General features: G+C 67.6%; 14 protein-coding genes. 1 reads left to right on the top strand and 13 read right to left on the bottom strand.

Annotation, left to right across the window (positions count from 1 at the left end; genetic code table 11):
- Position 1: 1 nt before the first annotated feature.
- The 13 genes from AC1DY7_RS27630 to glf all read right to left on the bottom strand — a co-directional run bounded on the left by AC1DY7_RS27630 (position 2) and on the right by glf (position 20726).
- A complete protein-coding gene (locus AC1DY7_RS27630; RefSeq protein WP_477496940.1) occupies positions 2–1573 on the bottom strand; it encodes an acyl-CoA carboxylase subunit beta in 1572 nt (523 codons plus the stop codon).
- Positions 1570–6846 carry a polyketide synthase Pks13 gene (gene pks13 / locus AC1DY7_RS27625; RefSeq protein ID WP_477496960.1) on the bottom strand — a complete coding sequence of 1759 codons (5277 nt, stop codon included), beginning with the start codon at positions 6844–6846 and terminating at the stop codon, positions 1570–1572. Before pks13 ends, AC1DY7_RS27630 begins: the two co-directional genes overlap by 4 nt.
- A gap of 119 nt (positions 6847–6965) precedes the next feature.
- Complete coding sequence (fadD32, locus tag AC1DY7_RS27620) at positions 6966–8855, bottom strand: long-chain-fatty-acid--AMP ligase FadD32 (RefSeq protein WP_477496939.1); 1890 nt, start codon at positions 8853–8855, stop codon at positions 6966–6968.
- A gap of 205 nt (positions 8856–9060) precedes the next feature.
- Positions 9061–10074, bottom strand: coding sequence for a carboxylesterase Culp6 (gene culp6, locus AC1DY7_RS27615; protein ID WP_477496938.1), 1014 nt, complete (start codon positions 10072–10074; stop codon positions 9061–9063).
- A gap of 55 nt (positions 10075–10129) precedes the next feature.
- Complete coding sequence (locus AC1DY7_RS27610; RefSeq protein WP_477496937.1) at positions 10130–10627, bottom strand: DUF732 domain-containing protein; 498 nt, start codon at positions 10625–10627, stop codon at positions 10130–10132.
- Positions 10628–10725: 98 nt separating this feature from the next.
- Positions 10726–11637 carry an alpha/beta hydrolase-fold protein gene (locus AC1DY7_RS27605; RefSeq protein WP_477496959.1) on the bottom strand — a complete coding sequence of 304 codons (912 nt, stop codon included), beginning with the start codon at positions 11635–11637 and terminating at the stop codon, positions 10726–10728.
- A gap of 149 nt (positions 11638–11786) precedes the next feature.
- Positions 11787–12791 carry an esterase family protein gene (locus AC1DY7_RS27600; RefSeq protein WP_477496936.1) on the bottom strand — a complete coding sequence of 335 codons (1005 nt, stop codon included), beginning with the start codon at positions 12789–12791 and terminating at the stop codon, positions 11787–11789.
- A gap of 154 nt (positions 12792–12945) precedes the next feature.
- A complete protein-coding gene (locus AC1DY7_RS27595; RefSeq protein WP_477496935.1) occupies positions 12946–13989 on the bottom strand; it encodes an esterase family protein in 1044 nt (347 codons plus the stop codon).
- Between the two features lie 140 nt (positions 13990–14129).
- Complete coding sequence (aftB, locus tag AC1DY7_RS27590; RefSeq protein ID WP_477496958.1) at positions 14130–16091, bottom strand: terminal beta-(1->2)-arabinofuranosyltransferase; 1962 nt, start codon at positions 16089–16091, stop codon at positions 14130–14132.
- A 16-nt stretch (positions 16092–16107) separates the two neighbouring features.
- Entirely contained in the window at positions 16108–17025 is a 918-nt protein-coding gene (locus AC1DY7_RS27585) for a decaprenyl-phosphate phosphoribosyltransferase (RefSeq protein WP_477496934.1), read from the bottom strand.
- Positions 17022–17552 (bottom strand): phosphatase PAP2 family protein, encoded by a 531-nt coding sequence (locus AC1DY7_RS27580; RefSeq protein ID WP_477496933.1) that lies wholly within the window; start codon positions 17550–17552, stop codon positions 17022–17024. Before AC1DY7_RS27580 ends, AC1DY7_RS27585 begins: the two co-directional genes overlap by 4 nt.
- 1 nt (position 17553) lies before the next feature.
- On the bottom strand, positions 17554–19491 hold the full coding sequence (locus AC1DY7_RS27575) for a glycosyltransferase (protein WP_477496932.1): 1938 nt from the start codon (positions 19489–19491) through the stop codon (positions 17554–17556).
- Positions 19488–20726 (bottom strand): UDP-galactopyranose mutase, encoded by a 1239-nt coding sequence (gene glf / locus AC1DY7_RS27570; RefSeq protein ID WP_477496931.1) that lies wholly within the window; start codon positions 20724–20726, stop codon positions 19488–19490. The genes AC1DY7_RS27575 and glf overlap by 4 nt, the downstream gene beginning before the upstream one ends.
- Positions 20727–20981: 255 nt before the next feature.
- On the opposite strand from glf, the gene AC1DY7_RS27565 reads away from it, so the two are divergent.
- Positions 20982–21950, top strand: coding sequence for a hypothetical protein (locus AC1DY7_RS27565; protein ID WP_477496930.1), 969 nt, complete (start codon positions 20982–20984; stop codon positions 21948–21950).
- The last annotated feature ends 28 nt before the right edge of the window (positions 21951–21978 follow it).

Here is a 21978-nt window from a genome sequence, read left to right as displayed (position 1 = left end):
GTTACAGCGGAGTCAGGCCGTGCTTGCGCTGCACCTTGTGGATGTTCTGCTTGTCGCGCAACAGATGCAGCGACTTGCGCAGCAGCAGCCGGGTTTCGTGCGGTTCGATGACGCCGTCGATGTAGCCGCGCTCGGCGGCGATCCACGGGGTGGCCAGGTTGAGGTTGTAGCCCTCGATGAAGTCGGTGCGGATCTTCTGCACCTCGGGTGCGGTCGGATCCGGGAAGCGCTTCACCAGCAGCTGCGCCGCACCCTCGGCACCGATCACGGCGATCCGCGCGGTGGGCCATGCGTAGTTGAGGTCCGCGGACAGCTGCTTGGAGCCCATCACCGCGTATCCGCCGCCGTACGCCTTGCGCACGATGATGGTCACCTTCGGTACATCGGCTTCGACGATGGCGTTGAAGAACCGTCCGCCGCGCTTGATGATGCCGCCCTTCTCCTCCTCCACACCCGGCATGGCGCCCGGGGTGTCGACGACGAAAACCAGTGGCAGGTTGAACGAATCGCAGAACCGGATGAAGCCGGCCGCCTTGTCGGAGGCCTCGTTGCCCACCGCGCCGGACATGTGCATCGGCTGGTTGGCGATCACGCCGACCGAGCGTCCGTCGACCCGCGCGAACGCGGTGATCATGGACGGGCTGCGCTGATCGGCGATCTCGAATACGTCGCCGTCGTCGAAGATCCGCAGCAGGACCTCGTGCATGTCATAGGCCGTGTTGTCCGAGTCCGGGACGATCGTGTCGAGTTCCAGGTCGGACGGCGTGATCTCGGGCTCCAGGCCCGGGTTGACGATGGGCGCGTCGTCGAAGTGGTTGGGCGGCAGGAAGCCCAGGTAATCGCGCACGTACTGGTATGCGGCGGACTCGGATTCGACCACCTTGTGGATGTTGCCACGCTGCGCCTGCACGTCGGCGCCGCCCAGCTCGTCGAAGCTGACGTCCTCACCGGTGACGTCCTTGATGACGTCCGGGCCGGTGATGAACATGTAGCCCTGATCGCGCACCGCGACCACCAGGTCGGTCTGGATCGGCGAATACACCGCTCCGCCCGCACATTTGCCGAAGATCAGGGAGATCTCGGGGACCAGGCCGCGCAGCATCTCGTGGCGGCGGCCGAGTTCGGCGTACCAGGCCAGCGACGTCGCGGTGTCCTGGATGCGGGCACCGGCGGAGTCGTTGATGCCGATGATCGGGCAACCGACCATGGCCACCCATTCCATCAGCTTGGCGACCTTGCGGCCGAACATCTCGCCGACCGAACCCTGGAACACCGTCTGGTCGTGGCTGAAGACGCCCACGGGGCGGCCATCGATGGTGCCGTGCCCGGTGACCACGCCGTCGCCGTAGAAGGCGTTCGGGTCGCCGGGGGTCTTGGCCAGCGCACCGATCTCCAGGAAGCTGCCCGGGTCCAGCAGCGCGTGGATGCGGGCGCGGGCGCTGGGGATGCCCTTCTTATCGCGGCGGGCCCGCGCCTTCTCGTCACCGGGATCGGCTGCCAGAGCCAGCTTTTCGCGCAGCTCGGCAAGCTTCTGCGCAGTGGTCACGGCAGGGGCTGACGGAGTTTCAGTCACTTGTTCGCGTCCTTCTCGGCTTCGATCCGGTTGATGGCCTCGCTCATGTGCGCGCCGACCTTGGCGATGATCGGCTCGTCGATCGCCTGGATGTGCTCGCCACCGATGGCCACCACCTCCAGATCCTTGACCGCTTCGCCCCAGCCGCCGTCGGGCTGGCGGGTGGCGTAGGCGGGCTCGAACACGATCGCGTCATCGTGGTAGCGGTCGGCCATGTACAGCGTCACATGCCCGTCGTAGGGCTGGAGTTCGATGGTGTCCAGTGCACGGTTGTCCAGGTAGGACGTGCGCTGGTGTTCCACGATCCCGCCCGGCACCTGAACCCCGCTCTGGGCGACGATATCCAGGACGAACTTCACCTGGCCCTCGTCGTCGAGCTTCTCCAACTCCTCGTACGGAATGGCGGGCACCTCGACGTTGAAGGTGCGTTCCGCGAAGCGCGCGTACCGATCCCAGCGGGCACGCATGCCCGCCTGGGTGTTGTCGATCGGCACGCCAGGCCGCACGCAGTCGATCAGGCCGACGAAGCGCACATCCGCTCCGGACTGCTTGAGGCCGATGGCGCAGGCGTAGGCGAGCGCGCCACCGAGCGACCAGCCCGCCAGCACGAACGGACCCTGGTACACCTCAAGCAGTTTCGGCACGTACTCGGCGGCCCGCTCCTCGATGGAGCCCTCGACCCGCTCGATGCCGTACACCGGGGTGTCGGCGGGCAGCCGGTTGATCAGCGGCTCGTAGACCACCGTCGATCCACCGGCGGGGTGGAAGACGAAGAGCGGCACCGCATTCGAGCCCTCCTTGGGGGCCCGCAAGGTGCGCACGAACCCGTCCACCACGCCATCTTCGAGCTGGTTGCGGACCGCGGTGGCCAGCGCCTCGATGTTCTCGGCGTCCTTCACCTCGTCGACGGTGATGGTGCCCTCGGCACGCTCGGACAGGCGCTGCGCCAACTTCTCCGCGGCCGCGTCGTCCAGTGCGGGCAGCTCGTTGAAGATGCCGCCCGGTGACTTGCCGGTGACGATCGCCCAGGTGGCGAAGGTGACGCGTTCGGCGGCATCCCGCGGCGGCACATCGGCGCCGAGCGCCTCGGTGACGGCCTCCTGGGTCAGCACCTTCGCGGCAGCCGCGGCGGCGGTGGCCTTACTGGGGCCGGCCGGGTCGCTGGGCGGTGCCGGGATGGCCGGTCCGCTCGGATCGGTGGGCGGCGGCGGAATCTCAAGCTCGGTCGGGTTCGCGACCGGGGTCTCGACCGGGGCTTCCTCCGGAGCGGCGGCCCTGGCGGCCACCAGCGCGTTCATCTCCGCCGCGTTCTCCTCGGCGGACTGGCCCAGCTGGTGCTCGTGCAGGGCACCGACCTCGTCGCGGTGCTCGATCGCGTACTTGATGAGCTCCTCGACGTTGTAGAGGTTGGCGTCGCGCACCGCGGTCAGCTGGATCGGCGGCAGGTCGAAGTCGTACTCGACACGGTTCTTGATCCGCACCGCCATCAGGGAATCCAGGCCCAACTCGATCAGCGGCACCTCCCACGGCAGGTCCTCGGGCTCGTAGCCCATGGCCCCGCCGACGATCGCGCCCAACCGATCCGCGATCGACTCCGCGGAGTCCGGCGACCACTTGGCGAAGTTGGCCGCGAGACCCGCTCCGGCGGTGAGGTTGTCCTGGAGGATAGCCGGAGCCGCCCCGGCGGCGACATCAGACGGAGCATCATCCTCCGCCGGGACCTGGCCGACCACCGGAGAACCGATGGCAACTGCAGCACCGGTGGCCACCGGCAGTGCGGCGGCCGTTCCGCTGCGGCTGACCACGGCGTCGTAGACCAGCGTGAAGGACTCGTCGATCCGCGCGTGCACCTGCACGGTGCCGCCGCCCGGGTGCCGGGTGAGGGTGGTGACCAGCCGGGACCCGTCACCGGGGACGGCACGCTGCTCGAAGGCCGTCACGACGGCGTCCGAAAGAACCTGGGTGGCAGCGGCTTTCACCAGTGCCGACAGGTCGGTGGCACCGTTCGGGGCGTACTCCCACACATGCCTGCCATCGGGCGTGGCGACGTGGGTCCCCGGGATGAGCACCGAGCTGTCCCCGGCGAACCGGGCGTTGAGCCAGTGCTCCTTGTGCTTGAAGCGGGTGGCCGGGATGTTCGCGTGGTCATCCTGGCCGCCGGTCGCGGCGGATCCGTACCCGAAGAACACCCGCGGGTCCAGGTCGTGGCCGTAGACGAACAGGTTGGCCATGGCCACCGTCATCGAGTCGACCTCGTCCTGCTTGCGGGCGAGCGTGCCGATGAGTTGCGCGTCGTGCAGTCCCGCGCTGGCCGTCGTCAGGCCGACCTGCATGAGCGCCACCGGATTCGGCGCGAGCTCCAGGAACGTGGTGTGCCCGTTGTCGACGGCGTTGCGGATGCCGTGGGTGAAGTAGACGCTGTGACGCAGCCCCTTCTTCCAGTACTCCACGTCGTGGATCGGCTCGGCGCCCGCACGAATGAACTTGCCCTCGTGCACGGTGGAGAAGTACGCCGTCTGCAGTGGGTGCGCCTCGATGCCCTGGATCTCGGCCGAGAGCTCGCCGAGCAGCGGGTCCATCTGCTGAGTGTGGCTGGCGCCCTTGGTCTGCAGCTTGCGGGCGAACTTGCCCTCGGCCTCGGCGCGGGCGATGATCGCGTCGATCTGCTCGGGCGGACCACCGATGACGGTCTGGGTGGGGGCGGCGTAGACGCACACCTCCAGGCCCGGGAAATCGGAAAAGACGGTCTTGATCTCTTCGGCCGAGTACTCGACCAGTGCCATCAGCCGGATGTAGTCACCGAACAGCATGGCCTCGCCCTCACCCATGAGGTGTGCGCGCGAGCAGATGGTGCGGGTCGCGTCGGCCAGCGACAGCCCGCCGGAGAAGTAGGCCGCGGCCGCTTCACCGAGCGACTGCCCCACCACCGCACCGGGTTTCGCACCGTGGTGCTTCAGCAGCTCACCGAGCGCGATCTGGAGGGCGAAGATCACCGTCTGGACCACCTCGATGGGGTATTCGCAGGTCTCGTTGGTGTAGTCGATCGCGTCGTCGAGGATCAGTTCGACGACGGAGTAGCCGCGCTCATCCTGGATGTGTGCGTCGACCTTGTTGATCCACTCGGCGAAGACCTCGTCACGCAGGTAGAGACTCTTGCCCATCTTGCGGTGCTGCGCACCGAATCCGGCGAGCACCCAGACGGGTCCGTTGGTGACGGGACCGTCGGAGGCCAGCACCAGTGGGCTCTGCTTGCCGTCGGCGATGGCACGCAGGCCCTTGATCGCCTCGTCGTGATCGTGGGCCAGCACCACCGCGCGCGAGCGACCATGGTTGCGCTTGGACAGCGAACGCCCGATCGATTCCAGCGACGAGGCGCGGCCTTCTTCGCTGTCGATCCAGTCGGCCAGCTCGGTGGCGGCGGCCTTCTTGCGCGAAGTGAGGAAGCCGGAGATGACCAGCGGCACAACGGGAGTGGGCTGCTCCTCGGATTCCAGCTCCTGACGGCCGGCCTCGATCAGCCGCTTGGCCTCATCGGTCAGACCGGGAAGTTCATGGCTGCCTTCGTCGTAGGCCGGGTACTCGGGCTCATCGACAAACTCGCCGTACTCGTCCATCCGGACCCCGCCGACATACACGGCATCCGCGTCGTCGGCCGACTTCTGTTCGACCGCTTCGGGTTCGACCTCGGGCTCGACCAGATCTGCCGGCAGCACCTCGCGCAGCACCAGGTGCGCGTTGGCGCCACCGAAGCCGAAGCCCGACACACCGGCGATGGCATGTCCGCTGTAGCGCGGCCACTCCGAGACGGTGTCGTTGACCTTGAGGTGTTCCTTGTCGAAGTCGATGTACGGGTTGGGTCCGGCGTAGTTGATGGACGGCGGAATCTTGCCATGCTGCAGGGACAGCGCCATCTTGGTCAGGCTTGCCGCGCCGGCCGCCGATTCCAGGTGGCCCACATTGGATTTCACCGCACCGAGCAGGGCGGGCTTGTCCGCCGCCCGCCCGCGTCCGATGACCCGGCCCAGCGCGTCGGCCTCGATCGGGTCACCCAGGATGGTGCCGGTGCCGTGCGCCTCGACATAGTCGACGTCGCGAGGGTCGATGCCGGCGTTCTTGTACGCCTTACGCAGAACCGCTTCCTGCGCATCGGGATTGGGCGCCAGCATGCCGTTGGACCGGCCGTCGTGGTTGACCGCCGAGCCGGCGATGACCGCCAGGATCGGGTCACCGTCACGGCGGGCGTCCGACAGCCGCTTGAGGATGAGCATGCCGCCGCCCTCGGAGCGGGCGTAGCCGTCCGCGTCGGCGGAGAACGATTTGATCCGGCCGTCCGGGGCCAGCACGCCGCCGACCTCGTCGAACCCGATGGTGACGATGGGGGTGATCAGCGCGTTGACGCCACCGACCACGACGACGTCGGACTCGCCGGTGCGCAGCGACTGCACGCCCTGATGCGCGGCGACCAGCGAGCTGGAGCACGCGGTGTCCAGGGCCACCGACGGTCCACGGAAGTCGAAGAAGTACGACACCCGGTTGGCGATGATCGAGCTGGCCGTACCGGTGATGGCGTACGGGTGGAAGACCGACGGGTCGGAGACCGCCATGAAGCTGTAGTCGTTGACCGAACTACCAACGTAGACACCGACATTGGTGCCGCGCAGACTCGATGCCGGGATCCGCGCATGCTCAAGGGCCTGCCACGTCAGCTCGAGTGCCATCCGCTGCTGCGGGTCGATGTTGTCGGCTTCCATCTTCGACAGCGCGAAGAACTCCGAGTCGAAACCCTTGATGTCGGAGAGGTATCCACCACGGGTACGGGCCCTGCTCACCCGTTCCGCGACGCGCGGTTCGCTGAGGAACTCCTCCCAGCGGCCTTCGGGCAGATCGGTGATGGCGTCGCGGCCCTCGAGCAGTGCGGCCCACATCTCGTCGGGGCTGTTCATATCACCCGGGAAGCGGGTCGCCACACCGATGATCGCGATGTCCTCGACACCGGCCGGCCGCGACCAGTCCTCGTCACCGGTGTTCGGGGGTTCCGGCTCGCCCTCGACGATGACCTGGGCCAGCGACTCGATGGTGGGGTGCCGGAACGCGACGGTGGCGGTCAGTGCGACACCGGTCAGGTCCTCGATGTCCGAGGCCATGGCGACGGCGTCCCGGGAGGACAGGCCGAGTTCGACCATGGGTGCCGATTCGTTGATCGCATCCGCGGACTGACCGGTGGCGGTGGCGATCCAGTTGCGCAGCCATTCGCGCATCTCGTTGACCGTCATGTCGAAGGCCGGAGTGGCGGCAGTCTTTGACGATTCCTGCGAATTCTCGCTGTTTTCAGTCATTTTCATTCACTTTCGCCGCCGTGCGGCCTTGATGACGGGCCGGTTGAGTGCGGGGGTCAGTCAGCTTCGTCCGGGAAGGCATTGGCGATCTTGCCGCTGCGCAAGGAGTCGTCGAGGTAGGCGGCGCGGCAGGCGCGGCGGCCGATCTTGCCGCTGGAGGTCCGCGGGATGGCACCGGCGGGGGTGAGCAGCACGTCGCGCACGGTGACGCCGTGGCGCACCGCGATGGCGGCGCGGATGTCGTCGACCACCGGGGCCAGGTCCAGTTTGTGCGAGCCCGGCGCCCGTTCACCGACGATGACCAACTGCTCCGAGGAGTCCTCCGGGTCGAATTTCAGTCCGGCATGGCTGTTTTCGAAGACCTCGGCCGGCAGCTGGTTGGCGGGAACCGAGAAGGCGGCCACGAAGCCGGTGCGCAACGCCTTGCTGGATTCCTGCGCCGAGTACTCCAGGTCCTGCGGGTAGTGGTTGCGGCCGTCGATGATCACCAGATCCTTCACGCGGCCGGTGATGTAGAGATCGCCGTCGTAGAACGCGCCGAAATCGCCGGTGCGCACCCACATCGCGTCGTCAGCGGCGCCCTCGGCATGCGACGGGCTGGTCCGCGACTTCAGGGTGTTCTGGAAGATCTCCCGGGTCTCGTCCGGCTTACCCCAGTAGCCGGTGCCCATGTTCTGTCCGCTGAGCCAGACCTCGCCGATCTGGCCGTCGACCAGTTCGGTGGCCGACTCGGCGTCGACGATGACGGCCCACTCGGAGATGCCGACCTTGCCCGCCGAGGCCTGCGCGACAGCCTTGGGCGAGTCGGCAGCGACCTCGACGATGCGGCCGGTGTTCAGCGCATCGCGGTCGACGTTGATGATCTTGGGTTCTTCGGCCGACGGCGTCGTCGACACGAAGAGGGTGGCCTCGGCCAGGCCGTAGGACGGCTTGATGGCCTTGGGCTGGAAGCCGAACGGTGCGAACGCCTCGTTGAACCGGCGCACCGTGGCCGCCGAGATGGGCTCGCTGCCGTTGAGGATGGCCTTGACGTTGGACAGGTCCAGCGTCTCGGCGCCCTCCTTGGGAACGCCGCGGGCCGCGGCGTGGTCGAAGGCGAAGTTCGGGGCGGGCGAGATGGTGCCGCCGGTGTCGCCTTCCTTGCGGGCGAGCTCGCGGATCCACCGCTCGGGCCTACGCACGAAGGCGGCCGGGGTCATGAACGCGACGTAGTGGCCGATCATCGGCGCCAGCAGGACGGTGATGAGGCCCATGTCGTGGAAGAAGGGCAGCCAGGTGATGCCGCGGTCGCCTTCTTCGCCCTCCAGGGCTTCGACGACCTGCAGCACGTTGGTGGCCAGGTTCAGGTGCGTGATCTGCACGCCGGTGGGGATACGCGTCGAGCCGGAGGTGTACTGCAGGTAGGCGATGGTCTCCTCGGTGGCCACCACCTCTTCCCACGTGGCGGCGACGTCGTCGGGCACGGCGTCCACGGCGATGACACGGGGGCGCTGGTTGGCCGGCCGGCTGCGGAAGAACTTGCGGACGCCTTCGGCGGCTTCGGTGGTGGTCAGGATGGCGGTCGGGCTGCAGTTGTCGAGCACCGCGTGCAGACGCCCGACGTGACCGGGCTCGGACGGATCGAACAGCGGCACCGCGATGCGGCCGGCGTAGAGCGCGCCGAAGAAGGCGACGAGGTAGTCCAGGTTCTGCGGGCACAGGATCGCGACCCGGTCGCCGGGCTGGGTGACCTGCTGCAGCCGGGCCGCGACGGCCTTGTTGCGGGCGCTGAACTGGGCCCAGGTGAGATCGCGGGGGACGCCGTCGCGTTCGGTGGAGAAATCCAGGAAGCGGTAGGCGAGCTTGTCGCCACGGACCTTGGCCCAGCGCTCGACGTGCGAGACGATGCTGGCTCCATCGGGGAACTTGATCTGACCGTCCTTGAGGAACGGGTTATGGAACGGCATCAAATTCTCCTGTCACTGCACACACTTCAGCACGATCATCGCGAGCCCCGGCGATCGTACCGGGGCTCCCGGATCCCCCCTCCGACGACCGCCTGCCACTCTTAGCTTTCTCTTAATGTTAGGCGACCGATTCCCGCAGGCCAAATCTGGTTACCGGCGAGTCGGGGATCTGGGCGAGCGAAGCGACGGCGGTGGGGTGCCTGCCTCAGCTGTGCTTGGGGTGCGGAGCGTTCTCCAGCAGGTTGCGGGCCCACTGCTCCGTCCACTGGGTGGCCGTCTGGCCGTCCAGGCTCCAGAACTGCGGCGTGTTGTACAGCGCGTGCACGGGCCCTGCGGTGCTGCCCAGCAGGGTCTGCAGGGTCGCGGGCAGGTTGCCCACCGAGAACGCCTCCTCGGGGGCGGCGCAGATCAGGTCGCCGTTACCGCAGATCTGATAGGTGCGGTCGTTTAAAGCGCCGAAGCCGCCGTCGCGGGGGCCCGTCATGGCCAGACCCAGCGCCGACAGCATCGGCACCTCGTGCAACGTGATCTCGGCGCCCTGCCCCGGCGGATTCGCGGGCAGGTTCTGGCCGACGTTGTCCTGGCGCCTGCCGTCCGCGATGAGCGTCACGCCGAGCACCAGGTCCTGGTCCACCGGGCCGCGGCCGTTGCCGATGTCGCTGGCCAGATCGCCGCCGATCACCGCGCCCTGGGAGAAGCCGGCGATCACATAACTGGTCAACGGGCACCGGTTGTTGATGTCCGTCAACGCCTTGACCGCGTTCTTCATCCCCTCGGCGCGGGAGTCGTTGTAGGACATCTGCCCGTCCGCGGAGAACGGGTTATGGAACTGCGCGGTGTACGGGACGGTGTAGACCTGCACCCGGTCCGGACCGAACTGTTGCAGCAACGGGTTGGTGACGTTCAGCAGCAGCGCCAGCGGGAACTGCACCGGGTTGTTCGGGTCGAGCACCGGAGAGGACTCCCAGGTGCCGGGGATCGACAGCAGGAACACATCCGGGCAGCTGGCGTCCTGGGACTCGGGGCGCGGCTTGCTGGTCGACGGTGCGCTGCTCTGTTGCTGGCCTGACGGGGGCGGCGTCGACGGCGTGGCCAGCGGTGGGGACTCCGGCTGGCGCAGCCAGACCACCAGCGCGGCGACGATCACCGCCACCAGGACGGCGACGGCCCCGGCCGCGGCCACCGCGAGAATCCGGTGGCGTTTGCGATTGTTCGCCATAGTTCTGAGCGCTCCTCAAGTCAACGCCGGCCTGCTTGGAATCCGCGGGGCGCGGTCAGCAGAGCTGGTCGGTCGCGATGCGAATGTAGTCGGCGGTGACGGAGTCGACCTCACCCGTCGGCGGCGCTGCCGAGCTGACGTGCGCCTCACGGACATCCGCCCGCACCAACGGCAGCACGAAGTCCCACACCGCCTGATCGGTCTGCTTCGCCGCGCGGGCCTGGCAGACGTAGGACCCGATGGTCAGCGCGATGATCTCGTCGGACGGGTGCACGCCGGCCGTCCCCAGCGCGTCCAGATAGGACTGCTGCTGATGCGACATCGGCATGTGCTCGTGCCGCCCGCCGGTTGCACTGGCCGCCGGCGGCGCGATGCTGCCCAACCCGTCGGTGTGCCCCGCGGACTGCGACGACGGCAGCCCGATGGTGGTGATGACGTCGTCACTGAACGAACATCCGCACGCCGCCACCGCGGTGGAGGCCAGCATCAGCGGGGTCAGCACCAGGGCGGGTCTCTTTGCCAGACCCGCTGTCCACCGGTGGTTACGCAGCACGGTTCCACGGTACCGGCTCTCCCGCGCAGGCCCCGGCGTGAGACAAGCCCGAGACGATGCCGTGACTGTGGCGTTGGTCGCAGCGGGTCGAACCGGGGTCAGCGGATGGCGGCCGAGAGGTCGCCGGACAGCGCCGCCAGTTGCGGGCCCCAGCTGCTCCAGTCGTGCTGTCCACCGGTCGGGAAGTCGAAGTGCCCGTTGCGGCCGCCGAGGCCGCGGTAATGCGAGTAGAAGGCCCGGTTGCTGCCCTGGGCCTGATCGCAGTAGCCGATCATCGCGGCCGGATCGGCACACGTCAGGGTCTGCGGGCTGAACACCCAGATGCGGGTGTTGTTGTCCGCCAACAGCTGTACGTGGGCGTCGGGGTCGTGCCACTTCCACCGGCCGAACTGCGCGGGCCCCCACATGTTCTGGGTGTTGACCCCGCCGAACTGCGCCATCCCCGCGGTGATCGCGCCGTTGAGGAAGGTGTTGCCGACGGTGAGGAAGCCCGACATCGACCCGGCGTAGCGGAAGCGGTCCGGATGGAACTCCGCCAGCGTCAGCGCCGCGGTGCCACCCTGCGCCGCACCGACGATGCCGTGCCCGGAGGGGGCCAGGCCCTTGTTGGCCGCCAGCCAGTCCGGCAGTTCCTGGGACAGGAACGTCTCCCACTGCTTGCTGCCGTCCTGCTCCCAGTTGGTGTACATGCTGAACGCGCCACCGGCCGGGGCGGCCACCGAGATGCCCTTACCGGCAAGCGTGTTGAACGCACCCGCGCCCACCCAGTTGCTCACGTCTGGGCCGGCGTTGAAGGCGTCGAGCAGATAGACCGCGTGCGGGCCACCGCCCTGGAAGGCCACCGGGATGTCGCGGCCCATCGCCGCCGAGGGGACCTGGAGGTATTCGATGCCGTCGGCCTTGGCGGGGGTATCGACCGTTCCCGCGGCCGACCACAGGCCCAGCGCCAGCAGCACTGCGCAGGTCGCCTGCGCGGCTCGACGGATCGTCGCGTGCATATCCCACCTCATCCTGGTCACCGATCTCTCCCCACCACCGCGTTGTAGTGAATCACATCACTGACGCCCGTTGCTTTCGAAACGATCCACAAACGACTGACGGCGGCGACCCCGAGGGGTCACCGCCGTCAGTCTTCAGTTGTTCGTCGCTGTGCCGCGGATCAGGCGGTCGGCACGGCTCCCAGCACGCGCTGCATGTCCGGCTTCATGGCCTGCAGCTGCTGGCCCCAGTACGGCCAGTCGTGCACGCCGTTCTCCGGGAAGTTGAACACGGCGTTGGTGCCGCCGTTGGCGATGTAGGTGTCCCGGAAGGTCTTGTTGGTACGGATGGTCAAGCCTTCGAGGAACTTCGCGTTGAACAGGTTGCCCTGGCTGGCGCCGCCGCTGAGCTCGGACGGGGTGCCGTTGCCGCAGTAGACCCAGAGCCGGGTGTTGTTGGCGATCAGCTGGTTGATGTTCACCAGCGGGTCGTTGCGCTTCCACGCGCTGCCCGCGTCGCCCGTCTTGCCCCACATGTCGTCGGCCTTGTAGCCGCCGGCGTCACCCATGGAGATGTTGACCAGGAAGGGCCACCAGCCCTCGGACAGGTTGAGGAAGCCCGACATCGAGCCGGCGTAGATGAACTGCTGCGGGTGGTAGATCGCCAGCGTCATCGCGGCCGAACCGGCCATCGACAGACCGACGGCCGCGCCACCGGTGGGCTTGACCTGACGGTTGGCCTGCAGCCATGCCGGCAGTTCCTGGGTCAGGAAGGTCTCCCACTTGTACGTGGAGCAACCGGCCTTGCCACAGGCCTGCTTGTACCAGTCGGAGTAGAAGCTGGACTGGCCACCGACGGGCATGACCATCGAGATGCCCGAGCCGTTGTACCACTCGAATGCGGCCGTGTTGATGTCCCAGCCGTTGAAGTCGTCCTGCGCGCGCAGCCCGTCCAGCATGTACACCGCCGGCGAGTTCGCACCACCGCTCTGGAACTGGATCCGGATGTCGCGGCCCATACCGGCCGACGGAACGTCCAGGTATTCGACCGGGAGACCCGGCCGGGAGAAGGCACCAGCAGTCGCCGAGCCTCCGACAACGCCCACCAAACCGGGCAGTACCGCGGCCGCGGCGGCCGCGMCCMCCACTCGGCGCGTGGCGCCGCGAATTTTCCCAACGAAACTCATAACTGCTTACCAATCCATTCTGTCGTGTGCCGCACCCGGTCGGTGTGCGCCGGTCCGGGCCGCATTGCCCGTGTAGTCAATCACAAGTCTGTGTGACTCTCTCTTCCGCGAAAGTCCGCCCCTGTCACCGAAATGGTCCCGTTTCACTCCTGCCTCAGCCGTTCAGGGTGGCGATGAGATCGGGTTTGAGAGCCTGTAATTGGGCGCCCCAGTACGCCCACGAATGGTTCCCCGAGGAAGGGAACTGGAAGGTCGCGTTGCGGCCGCCGGCAGCGGTGTAGCGATCCTGGAATCGCTTGTTGCTGCCGATCGCCAGCCCCTCCAGGCTGTCGGCGTTCAGCTTCTGGCCGGGGTCGGCGTTCTCGTCGATCGGCGTCGACCCGCCGGGCGCGCAGTAGACCCACAGGCGGGTGCCGTTGGCCACCAGCCTGCCCACCTGTTCGACGGGGTCGTTGCGCTTCCACGCGGGGTCCCAGGGTGGGCCCCACATGTTGTCGACGTTGTAGCCGCCGGCGTCGAGCATCGCGACCCGGATGGCCTGCTTCATGAACACCGTCGACGGGTTGAGGAACCCGGACAGCGACGCGGCATAACTGAACTGCTGCGGGTGATAGGCGGCCAGCGTCAGGGCCGCCCCACCTGCCATGGACAGCCCGACGACCCCGTTGCGCGAACTGGAGATCTGCTTGTTGGCTGCCAGCCACTGCGGCAGCTCGCTGGCGAGGAAGGTCTCCCACTTGTAGGTGTAGCCCTGGCTGTTGAAGGACGACGGCGAGTACCAGTCGCTGTAGAAGCTGGACTGCCCGCCGACGGGCATCACGACCGAGACGCCGGAACCGTAGAACCACTCGAAGGCGGCGGTGTTGATGTCCCAGCCGTTGTAGTCGTCCTGGGCGCGCAGGCCGTCGAGCAGGTAGACGGCGCGACTGCTGGGCGCCGCCTGAGTCGATGTCGGCGCGGGGGCCGTTCCGGTACCCGGTGCGGGCGCCGGTGCGCCTCCGGTCCCCTGGAACTCGACCCGGATGTTGCGGTTCATCGCCGCGGAGAACACGTCGAGATATTCGACCGGCAGCCCTTCACGCGAGAACGCGTGGGCAGCGGGCAGCGGCACCACCAGCGCGGCGACCGTGGTGACAAGCGTCACCAGCACCGCGCGCAGCGGTGCTGTGATCAGCTTCACACCTTTGGTCCTGCGCATGCGTCGTTCATCCATTCCGTTTCACAGGCAATGCGATGCTTCGCATTTCAAGGCCGGAGTCCCCCGAGCGGGGGCACCAGTGCCTCCACGCTTCTTGTATCGCCACAACATAGCCGGGGCGTTACGAGACCACCAAAACCCTAGGGGCCCGTAGCGGGCATTCCGGTGTAGGGCGGAACCTTCGGCGGCGGGGCCACCAGGCCGCAGCGATACAGCTCATAGAGGGGAACCCGGTCGATCCGGTAACTGCCGAACTGCAGCGCGTGGGTGAGGTTGGACAGGAACAACCGGGGCGTCAGGTTGCCGCGCACGGAGTTCAGGATCACGTGGGTTTCCGGACACGTGAGCGCCACCTCGGCCTGGGCAATCCAGTCCTCGTCCAGGTAGACCGGGATATAGGGCCGCTCCTTGAGGAACGGGCCCTCGGCGACGGCCCAGTCGGGGAACAGGTTCTTGTCGTGGCCGATGCGGGCGTCCTCGAGGCGCGCGGTGTGCGCGGCCAAGGTGTTCACCAGACCGATCTGGTCGATCACCCGGACATCGAGCCCGACATTCATGCCCAACATGCCCATATTGGTGAAAAAGACTGTGTGCGGACCGGTTTCGCCGTTCCGATAGAGCTTGTCCGGTGGGGGTGGCTTGGCGGGCACCACATCCCAGCGGTCGTAGTCACCCGACGGCAGCAGCAGGGCACCGTCGGGGGTGTTGTTGATGGCGGTGAGCACCGCGCGCATCCGCGGATAGTCCAGGTAGTCCGCCGCGGTCAGCGGATGCGCATGCCCGGTGGCCTGGGCATAGAAACGCCGCTCGTCGACGATGCCCGAGTACGTCACCCTGGTGGCGTCGGCGCCCATGCCGGGCGAATTCGCCGCCCACAGTGACCATCCCGCGATCGCCAGCCACAGCACACTCGTCGCCCCTGCCAGCAGATAGCCGGTCTGCCTGCTGACGCGCGCCTCCTCCGGAACCCGGACCGGGATCACCGAAAGCGGTGCCAGCACACAGAACAACGCGGTGAGCAGCACCCGCCCGTGCATGAAGTCACCGCCCTGGCGAATCCAGTACACGGCCTGCAGCAGACCACTGCCGACCATGAATACGACCACCGCGGTGGGGCTTTGCACGATCCGCGCCGCACGACTCGGCCGGTGCGCGGACCCGTTCGGCTCGACCTGCCGGATGGTCCACGGGTGCGATCGGCCCCGCAGCAACACCACCGCGAGCAGCACCACCAGTACCAGCGGCACCCAGAGCAGATACGGGTTGTTGAAGTTGGTCAGGTACTCGAAACCCTGCGCCCATTTCGAGCCCGAGGCGTCCTTGGCGATGGCGGTCTGCGGGACCGCCAGTGCGTAGTAACCCATCCGGAAGATCTGATAGCCCACCGGCAATGCACCACCTGCGGCCACGATCAGGAACCGGCGTCCCCAACTCCGTTCGGCCACCAGCATCATCAGCAGAGCGACACCGCCGAGCAGGGCCAGTTCCGGGCGCACCAATACGCTCAGCCCCGCGACGAAGGCCAGCGCCGCGAGGAACACCGCGCCCTGACGCCGCTGCCCGGGCAGCCGCTGCGCCTGCGACCAGGCCACCATCAACCACCACAGCAGGCCGACATAGGCCAGCACCAAACCGTTTTCGAGGCCGGAGGTGGCGAAGTCGCGGGCCGGCGGGACCGCGATGTAGATCAGCGCACCGGCGGGCAGCAACACCGCCTGCCGACCCATCAGACCCGGTGCATACAGCCGCCCGGTGCCCAGCATCATCATCACCACGCCGGCAACCGAGAACACCAAGGCCAGCGTCAGTGCGACGTACTCCAGGCGCACCGGCCCGCTGAGCCAGCTCGCACCGTAGATCAGGTAGGTCCACAGGGTGGAGGTGTTGGACTCCACGCGTTCCCCGGCGTTGAACACGGGCCCGTTGCCCGCCAACAGGTTCCGCACCGTACGCAACACGATGAGACCGTCGTCGGCGATCCAGCGCCGTTGCCAGGCACCCCAGCCGAAGAGTCCGGCCACCACGACCACCGAGACCCACAGGCTGATCCGCACCGATGTGCTGTAGCGGAACGACGGCCAACCGGACAACCACGCCGCGATGGCGCGGCCGGCGCGGTCAGCCGAAGTAGGCAGCGGCACCGACTGTTCCGATCAACGCCAGCGCGAGCAGCTGGAGTACCCGGTCACCCAGGGCGATGTCCTCCGGTTCACCCGCCTCGCCGCCGTCGATGTCGACGCCATAGCGCAGGATCGCGATGGTGAACGGGATGATCGACACGGCCCACCACGACGCCGACCCGCCGTCACGTTCGAAGGCGAACAGGGCGTAGCACAACACCACGGCGGTGGCGGCCAGCGTCCAGACGAAGCGCAGATAGGAACTGGTGTAGCTCTCCAGCGACTTACGGATCTTGGCGCCGGTGCGCTCGGCCAGTTGCAGCTCGGCATAACGCTTGCCGGCCGCCATGAACAGCGAGCCGAACGCCATGACCAACAGGAACCATTGCGACAACTGGATATTGGTGGCGGCGCCACCGGCGATCGCCCGGATCAGGTAGGCCGACGAGACGATGCAGATGTCGAGCACCGCCTGGTGCTTGAGGCCGAAGCAGTACGCCAGCTGAATGGCGATGTAGACCGCGATGACCACCGCGAGATTGGGACTGACCAGATAGCTGAGAGCCAGCGCCGCCACGCCCAGCACGGCGGCCAGGCCGTAAGCCAACGACTCGGGGACAACCCCCGCAGCGATCGGCCTGAACCGCTTGGTCGGGTGCTGCCGATCCGCCTCGACGTCGCGGGCGTCGTTGATCAGGTAGATACACGACGCCGCCATGCTGAACACCACGAATGCCGCGGCGACGCGGGACGCCAGGAAGCCGTAGTCGTATTGGACGTCGGTGCCCAGGGCGGCCAGCGGCGCGGCGAGCACCAGAAGGTTCTTCACCCATTGCCGCGGGCGAAGCGCCTTGATCACCCCGGTGAAGAGGTTCTTGGGCGGGCCGAGGGTCGACGCCGGCGCTTCTTCACTCACTGCACGACTCCTTCACCCAGTTTTTCTGAGATCGCCCCCACCGTCTTGGCCGTCAGTGCACCGACCACCACGCCGGTGAGGACGTCCGTCGGGTAATGCACCCCGAGCACCAAGCGCGACAGCGCCATCGGCGGGATCACCGACCACGGCAGCCGCGATCCGGTGGCCCGGCCGATCAGGATGGCGGCCGCGGTGGTCGAGGTGGCGTGCGCCGACGGGAAGCTCAACCGGCTCGGTGTCGCGACGTTCACGGCGATCGCCGGGTTGTGCGGGCGTTCACGTTTCACCACGCGCTTGATCACCACCGCCGCCGCGKGGGCGGCGAAGGCTCCGATGCCGGCGGTCAGCCAGGCCCTGCGACGCTGCGGCGCCAGCACGGCACCGAGCGCGGCGACGCCGACCCAGCCCGCGCTGTGTTCACCGAAATGCGAAAGGACGCGCGCGGCGGGGAGCACTCCCGGCCGGCCGGCCAGCGTGGCCTGCACCACCACCAGCGCGGTCTCCTCGCGCGTCAGATCGCCTGCCACATCACGCCTTTTCCAAAGAGGTGGTCTCGGCGTGCGCGTTGAGCACGGCCTCCCAGCGCTGGGTGCTGGTGAGTTCGGGCAGCGCGGCGCGGTACACCTTGCGCATCCGGTTGAACTTGCGGGCCAGCAGTGCCTGTCGCTTGACCGACTCGCGCAGCAGCTCGAACATCTTCTCGCGGTCCCGCTGGCGGTACACCACGCCACGGCCGTCGGCCGTGGTGACCGTGACGCCGTCGACCTTGCACAGCGAGAACCAGCGCGCGTCCTGGGTGGCGACGTTGATCTGCGGGCGCACATGGTGTTCGGGATCATGGGCGGTCAGCTGGTAGAGCAACCCTCGGGCCAGCCGGTAGGAGATCGATACCGGGCCGACCGGGATCTTGACCTTCCTGCGCCACTTCTTGTCCGACGGGGTGGGCAGCGTGGTGGCACTCGCCAGCACGACGGCGTCCGGGAATTCCTGGCGCATCGCCCGGATCTCGGGCAGCGCCGACTCCAGGATGGAGAAGATGTGCTCGGGGCCGGCCAGGAAGTCGTCCATCGCCTTGTTCTGGATGGCGACCGTCGAATACTCAAGGCAGAGAAGGTGTTTCAGGGTCGCCTTGAGATGGCTGGCGATCAGTCCCTTGACATCGCCGTCCCAGTGCAGTGCCGCCACCACCAGGCGGTTGCGCAGGTGGAAGTACGCCTGCCAGTCGATGGCGTCGTCCTTGTCGCTCCACGCCATGTGCCAGATGGCCGCGCCCGGCAGCGTCACCGTCGGGTAGCCGTGCTCACCGGCGCGCAGTCCGTAGTCGGCGTCGTCCCACTTGATGAACAGCGGCAGCGGCTGACCGAGCTCCTCGGCGACCTGGCGCGGGATCATGCACATCCACCAGCCGTTGTAGTCGACATCGATGCGGCGGTGCAGGATCCGGCTGCGGTATTCCTCTTCGTCGTTGAGCGGGTACTTGGCGAAGTTGTGGTCGTACTCGGTGTTGACCGCGCCGGTCCACATGAAGTTCTCCGAGTCGACCATCTCGCCCATCACGTGCAGGTGTGACGGCTCCTGCAGGTTGAGCATCTGGCCACCGATCAGGGTGGGCACCTTCGCGAACCGGCTCAGTGCCAGCGCGCGCAGGATCGAGTCCGGCTCGATGCGGATGTCGTCGTCCATGAACAGGATCTGCTGGCAGTCGGTGTTCTTCAGCGCCTCGTACATCACCCGGCTGTATCCGCCGGACCCGCCGAGGTTCGGCTGGTTGTGGATGGTGAGCCGGTCGCCCAGCGGGGCCGCGGCCGCGGCGAAACCGGGGTGGTCCTTGGCCTTGTTGTTGCCCTGGTCGGACACGATGACCGCGGTGATGACCTTGTCCACCAACGGATCCGAGGTCAGGGCCGCGAGCGCGTTGACGCAGTCGGCGGGCCGGTTGAACGTCGGGATACCGAGCGCGATGTTGGCCACACCGGGCGCCGGGACCGGTGCGTACCAGCCCGCGCTGCGCACCGTCACCGGCGAATCGGTGGTGATGTCGAACCAGATCCAGCCGCCGTCTTCAAACGGTTCCAGGCCCATCTCGAACTCGGCGACGCCGGAATCGACGATTTCGGTGCCGCCCACCGTGATTCGCGCCCCGGTCGCCTTGGACCGGTACACGTCGACGCGGGCGCTGCCGGTGATCTCGACCCGCAGCACCACCGATTCCAGGATCGACCAGCGCCGCCAGTAGCTGGCGGGGAACGCGTTGAAGTAGGTGGCGAACGACACCTCGGATTCGGTACCGATCTCCAGCGTGGTGCGGCTCGGGGCGTGGGCTCGCCGCGCGTTGGTGGCCGACTCCTCGATGTAGAGCTGGCGCACGTCGAGCGGTTCGCCCGGCCGCGGCAGGATGACCCGGGACAGCAGGCTGACGGCCCGCGACTCGACGCCTTCGAGCGCGCCGGAGGGGATGTCACTCATGGATTGCTGCTTTCGTCTGAGGCCGGCAGCGGCGCGCCGTCGCGCAGGTGCGGGGCCAGGATGTTGTCGTACATGTTGAGCGCACTGGCGATGGCCATGTGCATGTCGAGGTACTGATAGGTGCCCAGGCGGCCACCGAACAGGACCGCTGCCGCGGCCGTTTCGGCCCGGGCCCGCTCGCGGTAGCCGGCCAGCAGCGTCCGGTCGGCCTCGGTGTTGATCGGGTAGTAGGGCTCGTCGTCGTTCTCGGCGAAGCGGGAGTACTCCCGCATGATGACCGTCTTGTCGGCCGGGTAGTCACGCTCCGGGTGGAAGTGCCGGAACTCGTGGATGCGGGTGAAGGGCACATCACCGTCGTTGTAGTTCATGACGGGCGTGCCCTGGAAGTCACCGGTCGCCAGGACCTCGGTCTCGAAGTCCAGGGTGCGCCAGCCGAGCCGGCCGTCGACGTAGTCGAAATAGCGGTCCAGCGGGCCGGTGTACACCACCGGCGCATCGGGGCTCTCGGCGCGGAGTTCGTCGCGGACGTCGAACCAGTCGGTGTCCAGCCGGATCTCGATCCGGTCGTCGGCGGCCATGTTCTGCAGCCACGCGGTGTACCCGTCGGCAGGCAGACCTTCATAGGTGTCGTTGAAGTAGCGGTTGTCGAAGTTGTACCGGACCGGCAGCCGGTTGATGATCGCCGCGGGCAGGGTGGCGGGGTCGGTCTGCCACTGCTTGGCGGTGTAGTGCTTGACGAACGCCTCGTAGAGCGGGCGGCCGATCAGCGAGATGGCCTTCTCTTCCAGGTTCTGCGCGTCGCCGGTCTCGATCTCGGCCGACTGCTCGGCGATCAGCGCGCGGGCCTCGTCCGGGGAGAAGTACCGCCCGAAGAACTGGGACACCAGACCCAGGCCCATCGGGAACTGGTAGGCCTGGCCCTTGTGCAGCGCGAACACGCGGTGCTGGTAGCCGGTGAAGTCGGTGAACTGGCGCACGTAGTCCCACACCCGCTTGTTACTGGTGTGGAAGAGGTGGGCGCCGTACTTGTGGATCTCGATACCGGTTTCCGGTTCGGGCTCCGAGTAGGCATTGCCGCCGAGGTGGGACCGGCGGTCGACCACCAGCACCTTTTTGTTCAATTGGGTGGCGGCGCGTTCGGCGATGGTCAGGCCGAAGAACCCTGAGCCCACTACGAGGAGGTCGTAACGACCGGTGGAAGGGCGCGCGGCGACCCGGGCAGATTGATCGGTCATCGGCAGCAAGGGTATCCGACCGGCCCCCACCCACCCGAAACGTGTGACGGCGAGACGTTATCGGCAGGTCGCAATTCGCTCACGATTCAATATCGTCACTCCAGACTCACTAGTCACACCAGTACCATCGATCACGTTGGAAGACGGCGTTTTCGGAGCTGATGGCAAGGCACAGGACCTCAGGAAGTCAACGTCGCCGACGCTCCACCGAAACACACACCGCAAACACGTAGTCCATGTATTGAGGAGACTTCCGTGCCTAACCGACGTCGACGCAAGCTCTCGACAGCCATGAGCGCAGTCGCCGCCCTGGCCGTCGCAAGTCCAGTTGCAGTAGCTGCGATCTCAGAACTACCCGCGAACAACGAACAACCCCAGCATCGCCAGTTCGTGCAGGCCGCGCTGATCACCGACCTGCCCGGTGAACTGATCTCGGCCCTGTCCCAGGGACTGTCCCAGTTCGGCGTCAATCTGCCGCCGATGCCGACGGGCATGCTCACCGGCTCGCCCGCGGCCAGCCCCGTGCTGACCTCCCCCGGCCTGGGCGCCACCGGCCTGACCTCGCCGCTGTCACCGGGCCTGGGCGCAACGCCCGGTCTGATGCCGCCCGCGGCGGCCACCGGGTTGACGCCCGGCCTGGGCCTGCCGGGAGCGCCGGCCTCGCCGCTGGCGCCGGGACTCAGCGTGCCGCCGATCAACGCGACGACGCCCTCGCTGAGCCCCACGTCGCTGACCGATCCGCTCAACACCAATCCCGGCCTGACCGGTGCGACACCGGGTCTGACGTCGCCGTTGACGCCGAGCCTGGCCACCCCGGCAGGCCTGGGCACCACAGGTCTGGGTACCCCCGGCCTGGGCACGCCCGGCCTCGGGACCACCGGCCTCGGGCTTCCCGGTGAGGTGCCGATCTCGGCGCCGATCGGGCTGGACCCGATGGCGGGCACGTACCCGATCCTCGGTGGCGATCCCGGTCTCGGACTCGGCGCTCCGGCCGCGGCCAGCGGCAGCGGCGGTCTGATCGGCGACCTCAGCAGTGCCGCGAATCAGCTCGGCGCCGGCCAGGCGATCGATCTGCTCAAGGGCATGGTGATGCCGGCCATCCAGTCGGCCATCAAGCAGGCGGCACCCGCCGCGGCGGCAGCGGCTCCGGCCGCAGCGGCGGCACCCGCTCTGGCGGCCGCCCCGGCCGCCATCGCTCAGGTCGCTTCGGGCGCGGGCGCCTGACCCGGCACAGCCCGTCAAAAGCCTGTCA

Source organism: Mycobacterium sp. P2_H7 (genome assembly GCF_056403275.1).
The sequence above is the reverse complement of the archived record's forward strand: the minus strand, read 5'-3'. Positions and strand labels throughout refer to the sequence as shown.